18 protein-coding genes and 1 other RNA gene are annotated in these 22359 nt (G+C 51.0%); 11 read left to right on the top strand and 8 right to left on the bottom strand.

The features are described 5' to 3' along the window. Positions 1–3: 3 nt before the first annotated feature. A complete protein-coding gene (pspF, locus tag K0I31_RS13015; protein ID WP_220078658.1) occupies positions 4–1074 on the bottom strand; it encodes a phage shock protein operon transcriptional activator in 1071 nt (356 codons plus the stop codon). A gap of 177 nt (positions 1075–1251) precedes the next feature. On the opposite strand from pspF, the gene pspA reads away from it, so the two are divergent. The 6 genes from pspA to megL all read left to right on the top strand — a co-directional run bounded on the left by pspA (position 1252) and on the right by megL (position 6608). Further along, on the top strand, positions 1252–1935 hold the full coding sequence (gene pspA, locus K0I31_RS13010) for a phage shock protein PspA (RefSeq protein ID WP_011866293.1): 684 nt from the start codon (positions 1252–1254) through the stop codon (positions 1933–1935). A gap of 20 nt (positions 1936–1955) precedes the next feature. Further along, positions 1956–2195: an envelope stress response membrane protein PspB gene (gene pspB, locus K0I31_RS13005; protein WP_011866292.1), complete on the top strand. Its 240-nt coding sequence runs from the start codon at positions 1956–1958 to the stop codon at positions 2193–2195. After that, complete coding sequence (pspC, locus tag K0I31_RS13000) at positions 2182–2577, top strand: envelope stress response membrane protein PspC (RefSeq protein WP_144200503.1); 396 nt, start codon at positions 2182–2184, stop codon at positions 2575–2577. Before pspB ends, pspC begins: the two co-directional genes overlap by 14 nt. A gap of 107 nt (positions 2578–2684) precedes the next feature. Next, positions 2685–4127, top strand: a complete 1443-nt coding sequence (locus K0I31_RS12995; protein WP_220080847.1) for a YcjX family GTP-binding protein — start codon at positions 2685–2687, stop codon at positions 4125–4127. A gap of 85 nt (positions 4128–4212) precedes the next feature. Then, entirely contained in the window at positions 4213–5307 is a 1095-nt protein-coding gene (locus K0I31_RS12990; protein WP_220078657.1) for a TIGR01620 family protein, read from the top strand. 125 nt (positions 5308–5432) lie between these two features. Beyond that, positions 5433–6608: a methionine gamma-lyase gene (megL, locus tag K0I31_RS12985; RefSeq protein WP_220078656.1), complete on the top strand. Its 1176-nt coding sequence runs from the start codon at positions 5433–5435 to the stop codon at positions 6606–6608. A gap of 89 nt (positions 6609–6697) precedes the next feature. Here the strand turns inward: megL and K0I31_RS12980 are convergent, their stop codons facing one another. Then, on the bottom strand, positions 6698–8089 hold the full coding sequence (locus K0I31_RS12980) for a DASS family sodium-coupled anion symporter (RefSeq protein ID WP_144200510.1): 1392 nt from the start codon (positions 8087–8089) through the stop codon (positions 6698–6700). 390 nt (positions 8090–8479) lie between these two features. Here K0I31_RS12980 and K0I31_RS12975 point away from each other — a divergent pair, with 390 nt between their 5' ends. Together K0I31_RS12975 and ffs are read left to right on the top strand one after the other, a co-directional pair. Beyond that, positions 8480–8779 carry a ComEA family DNA-binding protein gene (locus K0I31_RS12975; protein ID WP_220042842.1) on the top strand — a complete coding sequence of 100 codons (300 nt, stop codon included), beginning with the start codon at positions 8480–8482 and terminating at the stop codon, positions 8777–8779. A 172-nt stretch (positions 8780–8951) separates the two neighbouring features. After that, positions 8952–9049, top strand: an RNA gene (gene ffs, locus K0I31_RS12970) — signal recognition particle sRNA small type. Between the two features lie 291 nt (positions 9050–9340). Here the strand turns inward: ffs and K0I31_RS12965 are convergent. The 6 genes from K0I31_RS12965 to dinG are packed head-to-tail and all read right to left on the bottom strand — an operon-like array spanning position 9341 to position 14823. Continuing rightward, positions 9341–9619: a late competence development ComFB family protein gene (locus K0I31_RS12965; protein ID WP_144200513.1), complete on the bottom strand. Its 279-nt coding sequence runs from the start codon at positions 9617–9619 to the stop codon at positions 9341–9343. A gap of 51 nt (positions 9620–9670) precedes the next feature. Beyond that, positions 9671–10573, bottom strand: a complete 903-nt coding sequence (locus tag K0I31_RS12960) for a histone deacetylase family protein (protein ID WP_220078655.1) — start codon at positions 10571–10573, stop codon at positions 9671–9673. A 7-nt stretch (positions 10574–10580) separates the two neighbouring features. Beyond that, positions 10581–11270 (bottom strand): DUF2057 domain-containing protein, encoded by a 690-nt coding sequence (locus K0I31_RS12955; RefSeq protein ID WP_220078654.1) that lies wholly within the window; start codon positions 11268–11270, stop codon positions 10581–10583. 9 nt (positions 11271–11279) lie between these two features. Continuing rightward, positions 11280–11942, bottom strand: coding sequence for a primosomal replication protein (locus tag K0I31_RS12950; RefSeq protein WP_220071812.1), 663 nt, complete (start codon positions 11940–11942; stop codon positions 11280–11282). Further along, the gene (locus K0I31_RS12945; RefSeq protein WP_220078653.1) at positions 11939–12712 is read right to left on the bottom strand and encodes a sulfite exporter TauE/SafE family protein; all 774 of its coding nucleotides are present in this window, start codon (positions 12710–12712) and stop codon (positions 11939–11941) included. Before K0I31_RS12945 ends, K0I31_RS12950 begins: the two co-directional genes overlap by 4 nt. Before the next feature lie 38 nt (positions 12713–12750). Next, a complete protein-coding gene (gene dinG / locus K0I31_RS12940; protein WP_220078652.1) occupies positions 12751–14823 on the bottom strand; it encodes an ATP-dependent DNA helicase DinG in 2073 nt (690 codons plus the stop codon). 162 nt (positions 14824–14985) lie between these two features. On the opposite strand from dinG, the gene K0I31_RS12935 reads away from it, so the two are divergent. The 3 genes from K0I31_RS12935 to K0I31_RS12925 all read left to right on the top strand — a co-directional run bounded on the left by K0I31_RS12935 (position 14986) and on the right by K0I31_RS12925 (position 22296). Further along, the gene (locus K0I31_RS12935) at positions 14986–17373 is read left to right on the top strand and encodes a DNA polymerase II (RefSeq protein ID WP_220080846.1); all 2388 of its coding nucleotides are present in this window, start codon (positions 14986–14988) and stop codon (positions 17371–17373) included. Between the two features lie 233 nt (positions 17374–17606). Then, positions 17607–18818, top strand: a complete 1212-nt coding sequence (locus K0I31_RS12930; RefSeq protein WP_011866278.1) for a porin — start codon at positions 17607–17609, stop codon at positions 18816–18818. Between the two features lie 847 nt (positions 18819–19665). Further along, a complete protein-coding gene (locus tag K0I31_RS12925) occupies positions 19666–22296 on the top strand; it encodes a TonB-dependent receptor (protein ID WP_220071810.1) in 2631 nt (876 codons plus the stop codon). Positions 22297–22359 lie beyond the last annotated feature (63 nt).

Here is a 22359-nt window from a genome sequence, read left to right as displayed (position 1 = left end):
CGCTTATTTATCCAGTAAGTTGTACTTTTTTAAGATGCCTCTCAGTTGATGGTAGCTGAGTCCAAGTAGCTCCGCCGTCTTCTTCTGGTTGTATTGCCCCGATTCCAGCGCCTTCTTAAGCAGCATGATCTCCTGCTGCTCGCAGTGCTCTTTAAAGTCCAATGGGAAGCTGATATCTAGGCCGTTAGCCTTACTTGTTGATTCGGTAGCGGGCGTCGCTGGGCTCTCCTGTTCAACGACCGCCTCACTCTGCACCTGACGGGACTTGGTCTTGACGCGGTTGGTCGGCCGATACGGTGAGGCGAAAGGGTCAATGATGATGCTGTCGATCGGCTCTTCCTGATCCGTATTGCGATAGACGGCGCGCTCGACCACGTTCTTCAACTCACGGATATTACCCGGCCAGTGATAATCCAGTAATTGGTCGATGGCATTTCGGCTAAAGCCGTCAAATTGTGGCTGTTTAAGCTGGCGGGCCATGCCGATGGCGAAATATTCGGCCAGGGGCATGATATCTTCTGGGCGATGACGCAGAGGCGGCAGGGTGATCACATCAAACGCCAGGCGGTCGAGTAGGTCGGCCCTAAATTCGCCGGCTTCGGCCAGTGAGGGAAGATCTTCGTTGGCGGCGCACACCAGGCGCACATCCGTCTGTACCGTCTTGCTGCCCCCCACACGTTCAAATTCGCCATATTCGATGACGCGCAGTAACTTCTCTTGGATCAACCCAGAGGTGTTGGCGAGCTCGTCTAAAAACAGAGTGCCGCCATCGGCGCGCTCGAACCGTCCTTCATGCTTCTTGTTGGCGCCGGTGAAGGCGCCTGCATCGTGGCCAAATAGCTCGCTCTCTAATAGGTTTTCACTGAGAGATGAACAATTTAGCTTAATAAAGCTTTGATCCCAGCGCTTGGAGAGATAATGTAGGCGCTCGGCGATCAACTCTTTACCGGTTCCGCGCTCGCCAATAATTAAGACTGGCTTAGATAAGGGTGCAATTTTTGAAACGTGCTCAAGGACTTCCAGTAGAGCGTTCGACTGACCTATGAGGTTGTCTTGTTGAAATTGATTGGCCACTTTATTTTTTAGTCTTTCACGCTAATTATTGGTGAAAATTATAATATGTGCCCTGTGAATTAAAATAAAGAAAAAGTTATGAATATGTTTAACTGATTGTTTTTAATCGGTATAGTTAAGTTGGCACACTTAATGTATTAATCTAGGCGAAACCAACATAAATTTGAGGACAGTATTATGGGAATTTTCTCTCGCTTTGCAGATATTATTAACTCGAATATCAGCGCATTACTCGATAAAGCAGAAGATCCAGAAAAAATGGTTCGCCTGATCATCCAAGAGATGGAAGATACGTTAGTAGAAGTTCGTTCTACCTCAGCCAAGGTACTGGCAGAGAAGAAAGAGATCATTCGTCGTATCGCTAAGGTGCAGGAGCAGGTTCAGGATTGGCAGGACAAGGCGGAACTGGCACTGTCGAAAGACCGTGAAGATCTGGCCAAGGCCGCTCTGCTTGAAAAGCAAAAGGCCAGTGAGCTGGCAAGCACCCTAGAGCAAGAGCTAGTGGTTGTCGAAGAGCAGATCGCACGCCTGAAAGAGGAAGTGAACCTGCTGCAAGAGAAATTGGCCGATGCCAAGGCACGTCAGAAGACTATCATTATGCGTAAGCAGACTGCGTCTTCGCGTCTTGAGGTGAAGCGTCAGTTGGACTCTAGCAAGATTGACAATGCCATGAGCCGATTCGAGCAGTATGAGCGTCGTGTCGAAGGTCTTGAATCTCAGGTGGAAGCCTATGATCTGGGTAACCAGAAGACACTGAACGATGAATTCGCCGCGCTGGAAGCTGAAGATGCCGTTAGTGCAGAGCTAGAAGCCCTGAAGGCTAAGGTAAAAGCAGCGAAAGCCAAGAAACAGACTAAATAACAACAATTCTGAGGTGAGTTATGGATTTGGATTTATTAATAGCCCCAATTATTATCTTTATGGTAGTGGTGGCGCCCATCTGGCTGATACTGCACTATCGTAGCAAACGCCAAGTGAGCCAGGGACTCACTGAAGAAGAGTATGCTCAGCTGAATGAGCTAATCGGCAAAGCTGATAAAATGGCCCAACGCATAGAGACATTGGAAGCGATTTTAGATAGCGAGGCCCCGCAGTGGAGGAATCGAGATGAGCGAATCTAAGGGACGACCCTTATATCGAATCCCCGAGTCAGGCAAGATAGCTGGAGTATGCGCAGGGATCGCGGATTACTTCAACTTCGAAACCTGGTTGGTCAGAGTGGTCGCCGCATCGATATTTTTGCTTGGGGGATCGGGGGTAATTCTTATCATCTACGTACTACTCTGGATGATCTTGGATATCAAACCCGGCAGCGCAAAGAACAAGCAACAACACAAGGAGATCGAGGTGAAGAAGAAGGTATGGCAGGCAGGAGAGCCAGCTAAGGCCGCCTTAAGAGACGTCAACAACCAGTTCCGCGATTTAGAACTCAGGTTGCAGCATCTTGAAAGGCACGTCACCTCAGATAGCTTCGATCTTAAACAGCAGATCAACAATCTTTAAATCCTTTCAATGGGCGGTGTATACCGCCCTTAGCCGTATTAAGATAAGAAGCCCTTAACCGTAACGCTCTTAGCCATAAAGCCCTTAGCCAATAGTAAAATCAAATGATGAATTCATTTAACCGCTCACTTCGTCAACTCGGCCATCACTCCAAGTCACTGGTTAAACGCACCACGGACAATCATGTTCGTCTGGCGGTGACAGGCTTATCGGGCGCGGGCAAAACCGCCTTCATTACCGGACTGGTCAATCAACTGCTGCATGCCGGTGTCGGTCAGCGCCACAATGCGTTGTCGCTGCTGCAGGTCTCCCGTGAGGAGCGCCTACACGGGGTGAAACGTGCGCTACAGCCGGATCTGACCATCGCGAGTTTCGACTATGAGGGCGCCATGAGCGCCTTGTGTGGCGAGCAGCCTGCCTGGCCACAATCGACCCGCACCATCAGCGAGCTGCGCCTGGCCATTCGCTATCAGCCTTCGGCAGGCTTCAGGGCGAAATTTACCGACAGCGCGACGCTTTATTTGGACATAGTGGATTACCCCGGCGAGTGGCTGCTGGATCTGCCTATGCTCAAGCTGAGTTTCAAGGCCTGGTGCCAGGTGCAGGCGCGCCGCGATGCCGTGTTGTCTCAGAGCGCCCATTATCAGGCGTTCGTAGCGGCCTGTCGGGAGCTGGACCTCAAGCAAAGTGCCGATGAGCTCATGTTAAAGCAGATCGCTGGGCTTTATCAGGCGCTGCTGGTGGATCTTGTCGAGGAGCAAGGCTTCTACCATGCTCAGCCAGGGCGCATGTTGCTGCCAGGGGAGCTTGCCGATACCCCCATCCTGGCCTTCTTTCCGTTGCTACATCTGAGCGAGGCCGAGCTGGACGCCGCCGAAGAGAGTCCAAAGCACTCCTACTATCAGGTATTGAAGCAGCGCTACCACAGCTATGTTAGCCAGGTGGTAAAGCCCTTCTATCGTGACTATTTTGCCAAGTTCGACCGCCAGCTGGTGCTGGTCGACTGCCTGACGCCGCTCAATCGCGGCAAGGCGCAGTTTGATGATATGACGGGGGCGCTCGATGCCATCATGGAGAGTTTTCATTTCGGGCAATCGAATCTGTTGAGACGCTTGTTTGCCCCGCGGATTGACAAGCTCTTGTTTGCCGCCAGCAAGGTCGATCACATCACCCGGGATCAGCAGGGCAATGTGTTGTCGCTCTTGTCTCATCTGGTGAAACGCAGTCAGCAACATGCCCAGTTTGAAGGCTGTGAAGTCGAGGTGATGGCGATCAGTGCCATCAAGGCGACTCAGCACGGCATGGTGCAGAGCCAGGGGAAATCGGTCGAGGTGGTGAAGGGGATTGAGCTTGCCTCAAACCAAGAGGTGACTATGTTCCCCGGCGAAGTCCCCACTCACTTACCTAGTGGCGATTTCTGGCGAAAGCAAGGATTTGAGTTTGTCGATTTCGCCCCGCCGCAACTGGCCGAGTCTGGCCATCAGGCGCAGTTTGAGCATATACGCCTGGATCACCTGTTGCAGTTTTTGCTCGGCGACAAGCTGAGTTAAATCGGGCACTTGGGTGTAGAGAGCTAGCAGTTAGAAAGCTAGCTGTTAGAAAGCATGCATCGCAAAGAGGGCACCGAAAAGCGTTATGAGTAAAGCCGATATGCAGATTGAAAAGAAGCAAGTGTTCGAGCCAAAGCAGGCGTTAAGCGTCACCGAGCTCAAGGCGGCAGAGCGCTTCGATGACCAGGTGGTGTTCGAGGATGCCGAGAGAGGCGAGCTCGGCGAAGCGGCGCTCCAGGCACTGGTACCTGAGCTTGACGGCATCGTTAGCAGGTCGCCATCTGGCGCGCGTCGACGCTCATGGTCATGGCTTGCCAAGGCGTCCTTGCTCGGGATTGGCAGCATTCTGCTGGTGGAGCTCGGGTTGACCCTAAGGGAAGCGTGGGCTCAGAGCCCTTGGCTGTTTGGTCTCTATGGTAGCGTGACCGCCATCGTGAGTCTTTGGGCTATCACTCTAGGCGTGAAGGAGTGGCGCCAACTGCGCAGACTACGCGCGGTAGAAGAGGCCCAGGCGGTGAGTGAGCGCTTATCTCAGAGCATGCAGAGGGGCGAGGCGGACAAGTTTATCGACAGACTCATCTCAAACCTACCAGAAGATATTGACACCAATAGTTATTATCGCCTGGTGCACGAGGAGCATAACGACGCCGAACGCCTGATACTGTTCGAGAGCAGCGTGCTGCCACAGGTCGATGCCAAGGCGAAGAAGCTGGTGCATCGCTATGCCAGCGAATCGGCACTCCTGTTGGCGGCCAGTCCTATCGCCGTGCTGGATATGGCGATCATACTCTGGCGCAATCAGAAGATGATAGCTGAGCTGGCGCGCTGCTACGGCATAGAACTGGGTTACTGGAGCCGCATCAAGCTTATCCGGTCGGTGATCACTAACATCATCTATGCCGGCACCAGCGAGATTGTCACCGATATCGGAGCTCAGCTGTTTTCGCTGGAGATGTCAGGCAAGATCTCCGCCAGACTGGCCCAGGGGCTGGGTGGCGGGCTGCTCACGGCGCGTCTGGGCTATCAGACCATGCGACTGTGCCGCCCCGTGGTGTTTACCCCAGACTCCCGACCTAAGTTGAGTAAGATACACACGGCCCTGCTTGGCGAGTTGAAAGACTTCTCCATTAGCGTCTTAGGTAAAACGACTGTTCGTAACAAAGATTTTACATCCAAATAGGAGATAATTTCTCGAGACAGGTTTACTCAGCGTCCCGAAACTGGGCAAGTTAATGCATCGCTGCCACGCTAAACCAATAAATATAAGCCAACAATAATACGCAGCGAGTATGACGGAGAAAGTGTATGCAAGATAAATGGAAACTTGCCACTCAGGTGATCCATGCTGGGCATGAGGCCAATCAGCATGGCGCCTTGGTATCCCCTTTGGTGCAAAGCGCCACCTTTACCTTTGAGACAGTCGAGCAGGGCGGTGATTGCTTTGCCGGCGAACAACAAGGCTATATTTACACTCGCCTTGGTAATCCCACCACGGCAGAGCTAGAACGTAAGATGGCAGTGCTGGAAGGCAGCGAAGCCGCAGCCGCGACCGCATCCGGCATGGCGGCGGTATCTGCGGCCCTGCTGACCAATCTAAGTCAAGGCGACCACCTGGTCGCTTCCAAGGCTGTCTATGGCTGTACCTTTGCCCTGATGACGGAGCAGTTTAAGCGCTTCGGCATCGAGGTGACCCTGGTGGATTTCTGCGAGGTGGCCAACATAGCTCAGGCCATTCGCCCCAACACTAAGGCGCTGTTTTGCGAGACGCCTGTTAATCCACATCTGGATGTCTATGATCTTGAGGCTATCGCGGCGCTGGCCAAGGAGCATCAGCTGGTGAGTATCGTCGATAACACCTTCATGACGCCGCTGTTGCAGCGCCCGCTGAGTATGGGGATCGACATGGTGATCCACAGTGCGACTAAGTATCTCAACGGTCATGGCGACGTGATCGCCGGTATCGTTTGCGGAACAGAAGAGATGATCACTAAGGTGAAACTCGAGGTGCTTAAGGATATCGGCGGGGTGATCTCGCCCCACGATGCCTGGTTGATCCTAAGAGGGCTTAAGACCTTAGATGTGAGACTTGCGCGCCATTGCGATAACGCCGAGCGGGTCGCCGCATATCTTGAGCAGCATCCTAAGGTGGCCAGAGTCTATTATCCTGGCCTCAAGGGACATTCTGGGCATGCCTTGCTGGGTAAACAGATGCGCCGGGCAGGCGGCGTGGTAGCCTTCGAACTTAAAGGCAGCTTCGACACTGCCAAGGCGTTCGCTAATAGGCTCAAGCTGTTTAAGATTGCGGTCAGCCTGGGGGACGCAGAGTCTTTGATCCAGCATCCCGCCTCGATGACGCATTCCCCCTATTCGCCAGAGGCGAGAATGGATGCCGGCATAGGCGATACCCTACTGAGGATCTCTCTGGGCCTTGAAGATAGCGAGGATATTATTGCCGATCTGGCCCAAGCCTTCGAGGCTTAGATCGAGTGCTATTGCCTAGAGTCTTGAGCCTTATGTGAGCGGTTAAATCGGACGAATAAAAAAGCCTGCAGTTGCAGGCTTTTGTGTTTTTAGATGGTCCAGAACAGATGGGCGATCACATAGAGCGCCAACATACTGATGAAGTTGATGATCACCCCGGCGCGCATCATCTCAGATTGCTTGATAAAGCCAGAGCCGTAAACGATGGCGTTTGGCGGTGTGGCCACTGGCAACATGAAGGCGCAGGACGCGGCGATACCTATAAGCACAGAGAGCATTACGGGTGACAAGCCTAGCGCCTCGGCGATGGCGGCAAACACAGGCACCAGGAGGGCGGCGCTGGCGGTGTTACTGGCAAATTCGGTAAGCATCACCACAAAGAAGATCACCGCAAAGGTAAACAGCGCCATATGGGTATTGCCGAAGATGTCGGTGACCCAGTGGGCCAGGAAGACGCTGGTGCCCGTGGTTTTGAGGATGGCGCTGAGCGTGAGGCCGCCACCGAAGAGGATCAACACGCCCCAGTCTGTGGTTTTCTCAATCTTCTTCCAGTCGACCAGGCCAAGCCCGGCTAGCATGACGACTGAACCCAGTGCCACTATGGTATCGAACTGCTTAATTCCCCCCAGTGCGGTGGAGATAGGCTTGCTGAAGATCCAACAGCACACAGTGGTAAGGAAGATAAGCAAGGTGAGTTTACCCTGCAGGGCGAGATGTTCGTTGCTCTTGGGGATCTCACACACCACATTGAGGTTGGGTTTTAGGTAGATATAGAGAGCAATCAACATGCTAGGCAGCATGAGTGCTACGGTAAGCAGACCAAACTCTAGCCAGTCGGCGAAACTCAGGCCGACCTGGGCTGCGGCGATCGCGTTCGGCGGGCTGCCCACCAGGGTGCCTATGCCGCCAATGTTGGCCGAGTAGGCGATGCCCAGCAGCATGAAGAGATAGGTGCTTCTGTGCTCCTTGAAATCCAGTTGCCTGAGGATCCCAAGGGCCAGAGGCAGCATCATGGCCGCCGTGGCCGTGTTGCTGATCCACATGGAGAGTAGCGCTGTGATCCCAAACAGCAACATGCAGGCGATGCTGAGTTTGCCCTTGGAGGCGGTCAATACCTTTTGGGCGATGCGTCTATCAATGCCCTGATGGTTGAGGGCCGCAGCCAGCACGAAGCCACCGAAGAAGAGATAGATGATAGGGTTGGCGAAGTTGCTCATCGCCGCCTTGGTTTCAAAAACCCCTAGCAAGACGCCCATGATAGGGATCAGTATGGCGGTGACGCTGATGTGAATCGCTTCGGTCAGCCAGAGTACGGCGGCGAAGACGAGAATAGCGATGCCGGTATTCACCCCTGGCTCGAAAGGCAGGAAGTTATAGAGCAAGGCGAACAGCACTATATCGCCAAACAGAATCGGCAAGTTGGTTTGGGCTGCCTGCTTTGGCGGCGCGGCGAGCGCCTCTTGTGTGGTGTCGAGGGACATCGGGGTTCCTTAATTATTATTTTGGCGCTCTACACTAGCCTAGCGATTGCGGGGCGCAACTAAATTTTTTCTGTGGCAAAACTACATTTCATACTTTTTCCAGTGTGATTCAGATCGCTTTTTTGTGGCTGTTTGGCGTGTAGGTCACGCAGTGGTGACGTCTGACGATCAATTTTTTTTACGGCGGCTGGGTAACGGGGTGCTAATTAATAACAGACTGAAATAAATTAATATAATTTATTTTGTGATCCACCTCTCGTAGCGGTCGGCGCGGTATGTTTGTCGGTCACGAATTGGCGAAATTTTTGAAGCTGTTCTATGTTTTCGAGGTGGCCGAGGAAAATGGATTGTTGGCCATGAACAGCATAAGGATATTTAAGGAGAGCCCCAATGAAGAACCTACTTTTAGCTGCGTTCGTCGTAGCGTCATTTTCCCTCTTTCCCGCGCTGGCTGCCGAACAGGTTTCGATACCTGCCGACACGGCCCAGGCGAGCCTAAGCCAGGTTAATATCAATACCGCAAGCGCCCAGGAGCTGACTCAGCTCAAGGGGATTGGTGAAGCTAAGGCGTTGGCCATAGTCGAGTACCGAGATGCTCACGGTAAATTCAACAGCATTGAAGAATTAACTCAGGTAAAGGGTATCGGCCCTAAGGTGATCGAACAGAACAAGGCGATATTGGCCCTGTAGACACCCTGAACGTCGATGGAATTTGGCCCGCACTCGCGGGCTTTTGTTTATAGAATGGGCAGTTGGGCCTATTCTGGCGATTACTCTCGGTTATTGACTTGATTGCCGGGCTGCCATAGTAGATAATGCACGCCGTCTTAAGGATTTAATTGCTTAAGAATCTATGGTGACCCTAGGGTCCCCCCGCAATGATAACTTGTGAACTCGGCCAGGCCCGGAAGGGAGCAACCGCAGCAGGCGACTCATGTGCCGGGGTGTTGGCTCTAGGGGAACCTCCAATCCCAACTATTATCAACGAGTTAACTCAGAAATACCCCAGGTGATACACTTGGTGGTACACTCGATGATAAATAGTCTATCTAAAAATCCTCCTTATCTGTTTCGATCTCGTCCACGCAAGGACATCAGACATTTGGTATGCAAGAATTGTCGTGCCTGAGTCTCAGCAAGGTACTTTAGGCAAGAGGGAAATCAGAAAGTCACTCGCACCAGAGACAGATTGGAAGCTGCTGCATGTACATATGACGGCAATGCACCAGGATTATCTGGCTTTCCCCTGGGCTACTCCGCCTGAATCTGCTCTTCCGGCAGTTTTGACTTTAAGAAGGCGCGCGATTTTTCCAGTGCGGTCTGGATCTCTTCCTTCATCTGTTTGAGTTCGTTGTAGTCTTCGAAGAAATAGGTATCCACCAGATGACGTATATAGCGCACCGGCAGTTGGTTTAGGGTCACGCAGCAGAGATCGGCAAGATAGTCTTCGGGTAGCTCGTCAAATAATCCTTCATCAGACAGTAACTCCATCAACAGTACTTCGTAATAATTGCGAATTTCCAGTTGCATAGGTCTCTCCCTCAGGCTTCATTATGGTTTAACTAAGCATAATCTAGTTTGCTACCATATGGCATGAGCGGCAATAAAAACTTGCGCGTGGCGCTCTGCGAGCACCTCTATCTCCTTGCTATAACCCCCGCCGACGACGCAGGCGATGGGAATGCCGGCCGCCTTTGCTATCGATAATACTTGCTTGTCCCTTTGGTTGATCCCTTCTGTGGTGATATTGAGGTGGCCTAGCCTGTCATCCTGATGCACATCGACCCCGGCATCATAAATAATCAGATCCGGTCGATAGAGGCGAATAGCGAGCGCTAAGGTTTGAGCGACAGCCTCGAGATATTCCTCATCACCGACACCGCGGCTCAACTCCAGATCGAGATCTGAGGTCTGTTTGCGGGCGGGGAAGTTTTCCTGGCAGTGAATGGAGCAGGTGTAGAGATTTTCATAGCTCTGGCCCATGGCGGCGGTACCGTCGCCCTGATGTACGTCACAGTCGAAGATGAGTACTGTCTCTATGCCCGCCAGGCTCTGGGCATGCAGGGCGGCGGAGATCAGGTCGTTAAATACGCAGTAGCCGCTGCCAAATTGATAGTGGGCGTGGTGATAACCGCCGCTCAGTTGCAGGGCAACGCCATGTCTAACCGCCAGCTCACAGGCAAGATGGCTGCCGCCGACAGAATAGAGCGTGCGCTCGGTCAGCCGCTCGCTAAGGGGAAATCCCAATCGACGCACCGCCTTGTCGGGCAGACGCCGCTCGATAAACTGCATGACATAGTCGGGACAATGGATAGATTTCAGCCACTCTAGGCTGACCGCCTCGGGGGAGTGAAATGCGGTCGGGTCGACTATCTGTCTATCCAATAGGTATTGATAGAGCGCCTGGTATTTAGTGATGGGAAATCTGTGGTGGTGGGGTAACGCCAGCTGAGAATAGCTGGCGTGATAGACAAGTGGAACCATCTAAAAGTTACAGCTGTTTGATTGCCCAGCTCATAAACTCTTTACGTGTCTTGTCGTCGGCATGTAGCCACCAGTATTGCAACATCTGCTGAGCATGAGCGGCATCGCTTGCACTTGGATTAGCCGGTAGCGTCGCGGGTAAGGTAACGGCTTCGACAGTGCCAACTGGTTGCACTGGCGCAGTAGCATGGGCGGCGACGGCTGTACCTGTCGCGGCTGCGGCTGCTGTTTCGATATCCTGACCCGAGTTGCCGTTAAACAGCTTGCTGACGAAGCTGTCTTCAGTGAGCTCGGTGTGAGTCACCTTGTAGTTGACCGCGCCGCCATCGATACGGCTGATCACTACCGCTGGTGATTTGGCGAATGATTTGGGCTTCTTGATGATCTCGCCTTCGGCCGGCTGTAGGCGGTAATCATAGTCGCCGTCAACCGCCAGGGTCACGATGAAGGGAGATGATTTTACAAAGCTTTCGCTGTCGCTGAAGTCGTCTTGCACCATGTCATGGTAACGGATAGCGATTTTGTGCGTGCCTTGGCTTAGCTCAAGATCAGATTTGTGATTAAACAGGCTGCCTTCTACCTTCTTGCCATCTAGGGCAAGGTATTCGAATGCCATGGGGATGGAGAGGTTGGCAGCCATTGCCGATGAGGCACCAAGCAGAGCGATTAAAGCGGTGATTGGCTTGATTGATTTCATTGTTGCTCCTTAACGATTCTGATGCTTGTATGGGCGTTCGAACGCCTGAATACGATCTTCTATATAGCTGATAGCTTGTCGGCACTTGCCTAAGCGGCGATGGACCAAAAGTATTTCATTTTGCAGTGCAATTTTGTCAGCACTATGACAGTTTTCAAGCTTAGATTGCAAATGCGCAATTTTTTGTTCAAAGGTGTGAACCCAGTTCATATGTTTGTTCAATTCTTCATAGAGCTGGTGGCTGTTATTCATCACGCCGGCCGCGATCCAACTAAATCCGCTCTGGGCATGGCTCTTCTGTCGCCGCTTGCGCGCATGGGCGATGCGAGACGCCTTCTGCTGCTCGGCCGACTTTACCCCAAGCGCCGTGGTATTCAACGCGCGCCTCAGGGCGGTAAACCTGTCCTGAATGCCTTCGCAGGCCAGGGCGATGGTCGTCGCCGAAATATTGCCCTGGAGCAACTTCTCGAGCTGAGCAATCTTCTTACTGAGCTGATCTATGCAGGGGCCAAGCTGAGCACCCGCCTGATTAAACAGATTGTCGTTAAATCGCTCTGTATCTTGCAGCAGCTTACGCTCGCCCTTAGGCAATAGGCTGTCGTGTTGCAGCACCTCTTGCTCTAACTGTTTCAGTTGGACTCGCAGGCGGTGGATAAGTTCATTTGTCTTCATGCCCAGGCTCCCCAGGCCAGATTAATGGCGATGAGTATCACTATGGTAATAAACAGGGGGCGAATAAAAGGCACACCAAACTTGATGGCGGTGCGGGCGCCGATAAATGATCCTAGCATCATACACAGCCCCATCGACAGTCCGACCATTAGATTCACCTGGCCTAATGCCAGAAACACACTCAGTGAGGTGAGGTTGCTGATCAGCGTCATGGCTCTGGCAAGGCCGCAGCTATTGAGCACTGGCAGCTTATATTGAGACACGCTGCTGATGGTCCAGAAGGCGCCGGTCGCCGGGCCGGCAAATCCGTCGTAGAAACCAAGCGGTAGCCCTTGGCGCCACTGCTTAAATTTAGAGGGCGGCTTTACCGGCGGCTCATAGGTGGGGCAGCCCATGGCATTGGGTTTTAGTAGCGTATAGAGGGCCACGGCGATGATAAATAGCGGTAGCCACTTCTCGAGCCATTGATTGTCGATGAGGTAGACCACAAAGGTGCCTATGACAGCGCCGATAAAGGTGGCAATGGAGGCGTGATACCAAAATCTGGGGGTGAAAAACTGCTTGCGATAGTAGGTGAAGGCCGCCATGGAGGAGCCGAAGCTGGCCGCCAACTTGTTAGTGCCCAGCGCCGTATGGGGTGGAATGCCTATGGTGAGCAGGGCCGGGATCGACAACAGGCCACCGCCACCGGCGACGGCATCGATAAAACCTGCGATAAAGCCGGTCGCAGCCAGAATCGCCCAGCTACCTGGGTCGAGTAATAGATCCAATGGTTATCCTATTCGGTTGCTTTCTATTAGATTGCTTTCTATTCAATGACTTGACGAAAGGGAGGCAGGGCATCCAGTAGGGATTTGCCGTAGCGTTTGGTCACTAAACGGCGATCCAATATGGTGATTCTGCCATAATCCTCTTCTTTACGCAGTAATCTACCACAACTTTGGATCAGTTTACGCGAAGCATCTGGGATCGTCAGCTGTAAGAAGGGATTTCCTCCCTTTGCCTTAATGTATTCCGCGTGTGCCTGTTCCACCGGCGAGGTAGGCACGGCAAAGGGCAGTTTTGTGATGATCAGGTTCGTCAGGTAGTCGCCGGGAAGGTCGAGACCCTCTGAGAAACTGCCGGTACCGAAGATGATGCTGACCTCGCCGTTATCGCAGCGCTGCTTATGATCTTGCAGCAGCTGCTGACGGGAGGCTTCCCCTTGGATAAGCAGCGGCGACTTAATCTTGCTTCTGACCAGATCGGCCACCTTCTCCATCTGCCAGTAGGAGGCAAACAGCACTAGGGTTGCCATCTCACCGTCGATTAGGGTGAGGATCTGTTCCGCCAGCTCGTCGGTATAGCGATCGTCCGTGGGTTCGGTGCGCATCTTGGGCAGATACAGGGTCGCGTTCTGCTGGAAATCAAACGGACTGTCCATGGCCAGATAGCGACTGCCATCGTTGATGGAGAGCCCCACCTGATGGGTAAAGTGGTTGAAGTTATTCAGTGCCCTCAGGGTAGCGCTACAGAGGACCACGCCGGCGGCCTTCTCCCACAGCAGGGTTTCGAGCATATATCCCACCTCGATCGGCGAGACGTTAAACAGATAGTCGCTCTGTTTGCCTACCAGGTGCTCGACCCAGCGAGCCATGGGGGCGCCCTTGGCGCTGTCTTCCTTGGCCATCATCTTCCACAACTTCTGCAGATTCTCCAGGCGCTGTAACATGAAGCCTGTCTCGCTCAGTAGCTGCTCCGACTGATGCTTAGGTAGCTCGCCATCTTTAATCGCCTCGTTGAGCAGCACCAGCATCTTGTTGAATTGCTTAAGTGCGCTGCTCGATGCCGTGGCCAGGTTTTCCGCCAGCATGGTCAAGGACGCCGGTAGCTTGCCGTGTTCGAAGCGGATGCGCCGCTCGGGGTTATCAAATTTGGCTGCCTGGCCGTCGCAATATTGGGCGACGCTGGTGAGCAGGCTGGTGAGATCGTTGATGTGATCTAGCATGGCCTGGGCGGGGGCTATGATGTTGTTGCTCTTGAGCTGGTTCTGCAGCTTGGCGCTGGTTTTGCCGACCTTTTCAAGCCAGTCGATGGCGCCCCTGAGCGTTGCCTGGGCGCTGGAGAAGTCTCTGGCCACTATCGGTAGGTGATGGGCCTCGTCGATCACATAATAGAGTTCTTCCGGATCTGGCAGAATCACCCCGCCGCCCAGTTCGAGATCGGCAAACAGTAGGCTATGGTTGGCAATTAGTACGTCCCATGTGTCTACATCTTCACGGGCCTTATGGAAGGGGCAGTGTCTGTGGCTGGCGAGTTGTCTGTGGCAGCTGTGTTTATCGCAGGCGATCTGCTGCCAAAGGTGATCCGGCAGTTGCTGAGACAGTGTGTCTCGCTCGCCGTTCCAGCGTCCTTCGTGAAAGTCTTTCAGCAGGCCTTGTAAGAGCTCGACCTGGCTATGGTCAGGCTTGGTCTGCCACATGGCCATCTGAGTGCCATCATCGCCGCCGATCAGCATCTCAAGCTTAGAGAGACAGACATAGCGCTGACGTCCCTTTACCAGGCCGAAGGTGAAGTTGAGCCCTGATTGCTTGGAGAAGAAGGGTAAGTCCTTGTTGAGCAGCTGCTCCTGCAGGGCAACCGTGGCGGTGGCGATACAAACCTTCTTCTTGTTCGCCAACGCCAGTGGAATCGAACCTAAGATATAAGCCAGCGACTTACCTATGCCTGTGCCTGCCTCGACCACTATGATGCGTCTATGCTTGTCATATTCACCGGCGAGTGTCTTGGAGATCTCGGCGACGATATAATTTTGTTCCCGGCGCGACCTAAAGTTAGGCAGGGCGGTGGCAATCTCTTTGTAAATCGTTCGGATCTGGGTTTTAACGTCGGCAGATAACATGAAGGCTTAGTGCTGGCAAATAATGCTGTACATAATAACAGTGATTACATAGCCTAAGAAGAGTTGAAGCAAGGAATTCACGACTTATTTGTTGTCGTGTCACCTAATGTATTGAAATTAATTGGATAATAGCCAGGATTGCATGATTTAAACACCCCGCTGGTGAGCGTAAAAGGGCGGATCTTAACCCGTCACCATCAAGGCAGCGAATTACACTATTACCTTAGTACGGCCGAAGGGCCAGCTCGGGTCATTGTGCCCAATGGCGAGCGCATCTGTTTTTGTCGCACTCAGGATGAGTTGAGCCTGCTCGGCGGCAACCATGAGAGTGGGGTACGCAGCGAAGCGCTTAACTTGACCACCTTCGACGATGAGCCGGTCAGCGCACTCTATTTCGCTAATAATCAAAGCTATCGTCATCTCAGTCGTATCGCCGCCGATAAGGGGATCTCTCTTTACGAGTCTGAACTCAGGGCCGAGCAGCGTTATCTTATCGAGCGTTACATAGCCTTAGACGTGGAGTTTATTGGCCACTGGCAAAACCAAGCACTAGACACGCCAACGCTCATCGCCGAGCGCGCCAGACGCAGTGAGCTAGATATTAATCGAGAAGTTAAACTGGCTGTGGTCTCGCTGGATTTCGAATGTGCCATGGATGGTGAGCTTTTTAGTGTCGGGCTGTACGGTCAATCGGCCAACGGCGAGTGCTATCAGCAGGTGATCATGGTGGGGGAGACATGTGACTCGCCGCCAGAGTATCTCGAGCTTGTGCCCAATGAGGCTGCGCTGATTAAGGCGCTGCTTGACTGGTTTAAGCTCAATGATCCCGACATCATTATAGGTTGGGCGGTTGTGACCTTCGATCTGGCGCTCTTGTATCGCAGGGCCAAGGTGCTCAATATTCCGCTGACGCTTGGCAGGCTAGGCAATCAGCTTTCTTGGCGGGTCGATAACAAATATCGACCGGAGACCTTAATCTTGCCTGGGCGTGTGGTGCTCGATGGCATCGACTGGCTCAAGGCGGCCTTCTATCAGTTTGACAGTTTTAGTCTGGAATCTGTCGCCAGAGAGTTACTCGGTGAGGGGAAGGCGATTCACAACGTCAGTCACCGCGCCGAGGAGATAGCGACCCTGTTTCGTGAGGATAAGGCGGCGCTGGCCCAGTACAATATTACCGACTGTCGCCTGGTGTGGGAGATCTTTGCCAAAACCGATCTGTTGGCATTTGTGATGGAGCGTTCGCGTCTAACCGGCTTAGAGCTTGGCCGCGTTGGCGCCTCGGTGGCGGCGTTTAACAATCTTTATCTGCCCCATCTGCACCGCGCCGGCTATGTCGCCCCCAGCGTGCCGGTCAGCGATGGCATAGAGAGCCCAGGCGGCTATGTGATGGACTCTAAACCCGGCCTCTATCAACATATATTGGTGCTCGATTTTAAGAGCCTCTACCCGTCGATCATCAGGACGTTTTTGATTGACCCAAAGGGGTTGGTGGAAGGATTAAAAGCAGAGGCTAATGCCGGGGTAAAGGGAGTAAGAGAAGGCAATGATACCGTGCCTGGCTTTTTGGGCGCCCAGTTTAGTCGCAACTCGCCTATTCTGCCCGGCCTTATCGCCAGCCTGTCTGCCAAGCGCGAAGAAGCCAAGCGCGAAGCCAATGCCCCCCTGTCGCAGGCGATAAAGATCATCATGAACTCCCTATACGGCGTGCTGGGGTCTCGCGGCTGCGTATTCCACGATGCGCGCCTGGCAAGCTCAATTACCCTTAGGGGTCATGAGATCATGAAGCAGACCAAGCAATGGATTGAGGCGCTGGGCTTGACCGTTATCTATGGCGATACTGACTCTACCTTCGTGCATATCTCCTCGCCCGAGCGTGTCGGTGATATCGATGCCTTTGCCAGGGAGTTGGTCGCATCGATCAACGAGAAATGGCGACTCAAGCTCAAGCAGGAGTTTCAGTTAGATTGTTATCTCGAGCTTGAATATGAGCGACATTTCGAGCAGTTCTTCATGCCGACACTGCGTGGCTCTACCGAAGGCTCTAAGAAGCGTTATGTGGGCGCCTACCTGCAGGAGGACCAAAGCCTCAAGCTGGTGTTTAAGGGGATGGAGCAGGTGAGGAGTGACTGGAGCCCCTTGGCGCGGGAGGTACAGGCCGAGCTCTATTATCGACTGTTTGCCAAGCAGGATGTGCTTGGCTATTTGAAACAAATTGTGGATGCGCTGCAGCGGGGAGAACTCGACGACAAGCTGATTTTTTCTAAACGCCTCAGGCGCAATATCGAAGACTATACCGCCAAGTCATCACCCCATGTGAAGGCGGCGACTCTTTGGTGTCAACGAAGTGGCGATGACAGTCATGGCAAGCGGGGCGAAAAAATAAGCTATCTGATGACACAAAACGGCGCAGAACCTGTACAGCATCTACTCGGAAAGATCGATTATCAGTATTATCTGGATAAACAGATCGCCCCCATTTCTGATCCCATACTTTCAATTTTAAACACTAGTTTCAATAATCTTGTGGCCAAGCAAATGTCGTTAATTTAGTTGTTTTCTGGTTGTTGAGATAGTGATGAGTTGTTAACGTTTGGTGTAAAGTCTGAGTTTTCTGGAATTCTTTAGTTAACTTGGTGAAAAATAGCGCCGTTATTGTGATATTCGTCTTTGAGGGAATGCTAATCTTTTGCTAGTCTTTAGCTGAAATTGGAACGAAATAAAACAACGGAATGTCGCACAATAAGATAAAGCAAACTGAACATAACAAAAGGTTAGACTAACAGATGAAGAAGAGTGTAATAGCAACAGCGTTAGCGGCTGTCATTTTTGTCCCCGCTGCATCCGCTATCGAAATCTATAAAGACGATAAAAATGCGGTAGAAATTGGTGGTTTTATTGATGCCCGTGTTATTAACACTCAAGGTTCAACTGAAGTGGTTAACGGTGCGTCACGGATCAATTTTGGTTTCACCCGTGAGATGAGCGACGGCTGGAAGGCGTTCACTAAGCTGGAGTGGGGTGTGAACCCATTCGGTAACAGCGAAATCGTTTACAGCAGTGAGAGTAACTTCGAATCTAAGAGCGGTGACTTTCTTAACAACCGTCTCGGTTATGTCGGTATCGCCCACGATCTCTATGGTAGCCTGACCATAGGTAAGCAGTGGGGTGCTTGGTATGACGTGGTTTACAACACTAACTACGGTTTCGTATGGGACGGTAACGCTGCCGGTGTTTACACCTATAACAAGGCAGATGGTGCGGTAAACGGTGTGGGTCGTGGTGACAAGATCGTTCAGTACCGTAACAGCGTAGGTGACTTGAGCTTTGCGGTTCAGGCGCAGCTAAAGAACGATAAGTTCTATACCTGTGAATATGATCCTAACCTGTCTACCGACTGTAAAGAGCGTTGGGACAGCCAAGATCCTGTCTTAGATTCAGAAGAAGTTAAGTACAACTACACCTATGGCGCGTCTGCGACTTATCAGGTTAACGACAAGCTTTCTGTCTCTGCTGGTATCAACCGTGGTGAGTTTGATGTCACCTTCAGAAAGACCTCAGAGCAGATCACCGCAATCGACGTGATCTACGGTATGGGTGTGACCTGGGGTAACTGGGACGCCGACGGTTTCTATGGCGCGGCTAACTTTAACAAGAACGAGAACCACGATACCGATAACCTGGGTCGTCTGATCAAGGATTCATACGGTGTCGAAACACTGTTCTCTTACAAGTTTGATAACGGTTTCCGTCCCTTTGTTTCTTACAACATCTTAGATGCCGGTAAGGACTATGTGATCCAGCCTAACAACGTTGACCCTAACTCTTCGTTCAAGCGTCAGTTCGTGGTTGTTGGTCTGCACTATGTGTGGGATGCCAACACAGTGCTTTATGTTGAAGGTCGTAAAGACTTCAGTAAGTTTGAAGGTGCCGATGCTGAAGCCCAAGCTAAATTCGAAGAAGACGGTATAGCCATAGGTATTCGTTACACTCTGTAATACGCCTTGTCATTACGAGTGAAAGTCTGACCAATTCAAAGAAAAGCGCCTAATTGGCGCTTTTTTATTACCTTTCTAAAATCCCAATTCTTATCCATTGATGGCGAGTGATGACCCTGCCATAAGCTACTCTATTTATTCTGCTCGACTGGTTTTTCACACTAATATTTGAGTGTCTATCAAGAGTCGAAGCTAGGTCTCATTGCCTGGCTCGAGGCTAGTCTCTATCTGCGCCTAGTCTAGTCTTAGTAGGATCTGGGTCTAACCTTAGTCCTTACCTTGTTTTATCTTAACTACCCCTAATGCTGCCGAATTTGCCTTATGTGAGAGGTATTGCGATTTAATCTCTAACAGCAGGTTAATTTGTAATCAATTCTTTACGTACGGTTGCTGATTTTACCCAATTGACAGCGTGATTTTACAATTAAGCTTCTTTGTTACAACTACTGATATTTAACATCTTGTCGATCATTGGTTTGATGAATCGCTAATTAATAGCCCACCTAAATTAGTTTTATCTGTAATCAGTGTCCGTATGTCAAAATACTATATCTCATTGGTTTTATATGGTTTATTCATAACTCCTCTCTGTTCGCAATACTTTGTTGCGGCAATTTTTGCCCTAAATCGTCGACTTGCTACATCTAGCAAAAATCTGACTTATTGTGACAGGCGTCTACAAATTGAGCGATCGCCAATTAAATCTGTGAAAATAGTGATGCGATTGTTGATTAAATGTTTCACATGTGGTTCTATTTGTTGGCGAATGTGCACAAGTGTAACGATTGATGTTTATTTGTGTTTACTTTCACAAAAAAATAAAAAATAAAGTCCAGGGAGAAACAACATGTATAAGAACAGCTTATTAGCTAATTCAGTGCGTTTCGCACTAGTTGGCGGTGCAGCTATGACAGCTTTTACTGCTCCAGCAGTATTCGCGGCAGACGAGCAAGCTGCAGATAAAGTTGAACGTATTGAAGTTACTGGTTCACGCATTAAGCGTAGTGATCTTGAAGGTGCTTCACCTGTAACAACGATCACTGCAGACGATATGAAAGTTGAAGGTAACTTTACAGTAGCCGATGCGCTACGTAACAGTAACTTAAACTCTTTTGGTTCATTCTCTGAGCGCTCTGGTAGCTCTGCTCAGTCTCAAGCAACAATCAACCTACGTGGTGCTGGTTCAAGCCGTACCCTAGTTCTGATCGATGGTAAGCGTTTCCCAGGTTCACCTACTCTAGGTGGTTCTTCTGCTAACCTTAACGCCATCCCTATGGCAGCGGTTGAGCGTATTGAAATTCTAACCGACGGTGCTTCTTCTACTTACGGTTCTGACGCGATTGCTGGTGTTGTTAACATCATCATGAAGAAGAACTTCCAAGGTATCGAATTCAACGTTGGTGGTGGTTCACGTGACCGTGACGGCGGCCTGACAAGTAAAGAATTCTCTGTGGTTGCTGGTTATGAAATGGATAAGGGTAACATTACCTTTGCATTCGACCATCAAGACCGTAAGGGTATCGCTGACGGCGACCGTGCTTTCTCAGCTCCTTGGATGCGTGACCTGAACGGTGACGGTGAAATCCAGGCTTACAGCGAAACTGATGGCTGGTCTATCTATGGTGCAACCATTGCTTCTCCAGACTTCTCAGAAGCTCAAGCTTCACCACTTTGTGATGACTTAGCAGCACAATACGGCGACAACGTATTCAAGACTGTTAAAGCTGACGATGACTGGGGCCCAGGTTCAACTTACTGTATGTATGCATACGGTAACGTTTCTTATAACAAAGCTTCTGTTGACCGTAACACTGTTTATGTAGATGCAAACTATGAAATCGCTGAAGATGTAGAGTGGTTCGGTCGCATCATGTTCACTCAGAACAACTCTTTCGGTCGTTATGCGCCTCCAGCAGCTGCTTGGAACAACATGTCTGCCGATAACCCACATAACCCTTACGGCGAAGAAACTCGTGGTTACTTCCGTTGGGTTGGTATCGGTACTCGTGACGGTAACGTAGATGACTACAACCAAGATTACCTGACTGGTCTTCGTGGTTCTATCAGCGCATGGAACGATGCGACTTGGGAATTCTACTACCACTACAACAAGGCCGATAACAAGTCTATCGGTGAGTACTACCTGAGCTACTCTGGTCTTGCTTACAACGAAGCTAACGGAATCGATCTAGGTTCTGAAGCCGGTGTAAACAACATGAAGGCCACTACTCTGACTCAAGACCGTGCTACCTTCCACCAGTACAATGCTGGTATCGGTTTCGATGCATTTGAACTGCCAGGTGGTGCTGTTGCTCACTACTTCGGTTTAGAGTACTTCGAGCAAGATTTCGCTTCTATCTATGACGCGCAATCTGAAGCGGGTCTAATCGGTGGTAGCGCTGGTAACTCTGCTGGCGGTGACCGTCAAGTATGGGCTGCATTCTATGAAGCGGCTATGCCTCTAACTGACACCATCGAGCTGAACATCGCAGCTCGTTACGATGATTACAGCGATTTCGGTAACAACGTAGCGCCTAAGGCATCTGTTCGTTGGCAAGCTCTGGATAACTTGGTTCTACGTGCTTCTTACTCAGAAGCGTTCCGTGCACCAGCTCTGGATCAGCTATATGCTGCAACCACTTTCAGTGCTGATGACGGTACCGACTACCCATACTGTGTATCTAACGGCATTGCTGATTGTCCTGAGAAGCAATACGATACATACATCCGTGCTAACAAGGACCTAGGCCCTGAGACTTCTGAGTACATCAACTTAGGTCTTGCATGGGATATCGTAGATAACTTTGGTATTAAGGTTGACTACTTCGACCTGAAGATCGATGACGTTATCAGCCGTCGCTCTATCACTAACGTAATGCGTGGTATTGCAAGTGGTAACCTGGCTCCATCTGATACCTTCTACGTAGTTCGTGCTCCAGGTGAAGCAGGTAAACTAGGTAAGGCATTAGAAGTTGGTACTGGTTATGGCAACAGCGATAAGCTACAGATCAAAGGTATCGACGTTGGTCTAAACGGTAACTTTGAAACTGACTTTGGTGACTTCGGTATCGCATGGACTAACAGCTTCGTTCTTGAGTATGTTGAAGAAGTTGAAGGTGGTTCAGGTGCAATCGACACTGCTGGTTGGTCAGGACAGCCTGAGTACAAGTCTGTATTTACTACTACTTATACAATGGGTGACCACCGCGTATCTTGGAACATGAACTACACTGACAGCACTTATGAGTCAAGCAAGTCAGTTGGTGACACTATTGTTCCAGAAGGTAGCTTAGATTCATGGTTGATTCACAACATCAGCTACACCTATGATGCAGGTTCTTTCGGTCGCATCATGCTAGGTGTTAACAACCTAACTGACGAAGATCCAGTTCTATCTTCAGACGGTAAGTTCGAAAACGCTGACCTGTACAACAACTATGGCCGCGAATACCGCGCAAGCTACACTCTGAAGTTCTAAGAGTAAGCTAATAGTTTTAGTATAAATATCTGATAAAAAGGCCCTATTTAGGGCCTTTTTTTA

The sequence above is a fragment of the Shewanella spartinae genome, assembly GCF_019457555.1.
Lineage (GTDB): Bacteria > Pseudomonadota > Gammaproteobacteria > Enterobacterales > Shewanellaceae > Shewanella > Shewanella loihica.
The sequence above is the reverse complement of the archived record's forward strand: the minus strand, read 5'-3'. Positions and strand labels throughout refer to the sequence as shown.

Excerpts from the sequence above, each read along its gene's own strand:
- pspA (WP_011866293.1), top strand. The coding sequence starts at position 1,252 with ATGGGAATTTTCTCTCGCTTTGCAGATATTATTAACTCGAATATCAGC.
- pspB (WP_011866292.1), top strand. The coding sequence starts at position 1,956 with ATGGATTTGGATTTATTAATAGCCCCAATTATTATCTTTATGGTAGTG.
- pspC (WP_144200503.1), top strand. The coding sequence starts at position 2,182 with ATGAGCGAATCTAAGGGACGACCCTTATATCGAATCCCCGAGTCAGGC.
- K0I31_RS12995 (WP_220080847.1), top strand. The coding sequence starts at position 2,685 with ATGAATTCATTTAACCGCTCACTTCGTCAACTCGGCCATCACTCCAAG.
- K0I31_RS12990 (WP_220078657.1), top strand. The coding sequence starts at position 4,213 with ATGAGTAAAGCCGATATGCAGATTGAAAAGAAGCAAGTGTTCGAGCCA.
- megL (WP_220078656.1), top strand. The coding sequence starts at position 5,433 with ATGCAAGATAAATGGAAACTTGCCACTCAGGTGATCCATGCTGGGCAT.
- K0I31_RS12980 (WP_144200510.1), bottom strand. The coding sequence starts at position 8,089 with ATGTCCCTCGACACCACACAAGAGGCGCTCGCCGCGCCGCCAAAGCAG.
- K0I31_RS12975 (WP_220042842.1), top strand. The coding sequence starts at position 8,480 with ATGAAGAACCTACTTTTAGCTGCGTTCGTCGTAGCGTCATTTTCCCTC.
- K0I31_RS12965 (WP_144200513.1), bottom strand. The coding sequence starts at position 9,619 with ATGCAACTGGAAATTCGCAATTATTACGAAGTACTGTTGATGGAGTTA.
- K0I31_RS12960 (WP_220078655.1), bottom strand. The coding sequence starts at position 10,573 with ATGGTTCCACTTGTCTATCACGCCAGCTATTCTCAGCTGGCGTTACCC.
- K0I31_RS12955 (WP_220078654.1), bottom strand. The coding sequence starts at position 11,270 with ATGAAATCAATCAAGCCAATCACCGCTTTAATCGCTCTGCTTGGTGCC.
- K0I31_RS12950 (WP_220071812.1), bottom strand. The coding sequence starts at position 11,942 with ATGAAGACAAATGAACTTATCCACCGCCTGCGAGTCCAACTGAAACAG.
- dinG (WP_220078652.1), bottom strand. The coding sequence starts at position 14,823 with ATGTTATCTGCCGACGTTAAAACCCAGATCCGAACGATTTACAAAGAG.
- K0I31_RS12930 (WP_011866278.1), top strand. The coding sequence starts at position 17,607 with ATGAAGAAGAGTGTAATAGCAACAGCGTTAGCGGCTGTCATTTTTGTC.
- K0I31_RS12925 (WP_220071810.1), top strand. The coding sequence starts at position 19,666 with ATGTATAAGAACAGCTTATTAGCTAATTCAGTGCGTTTCGCACTAGTT.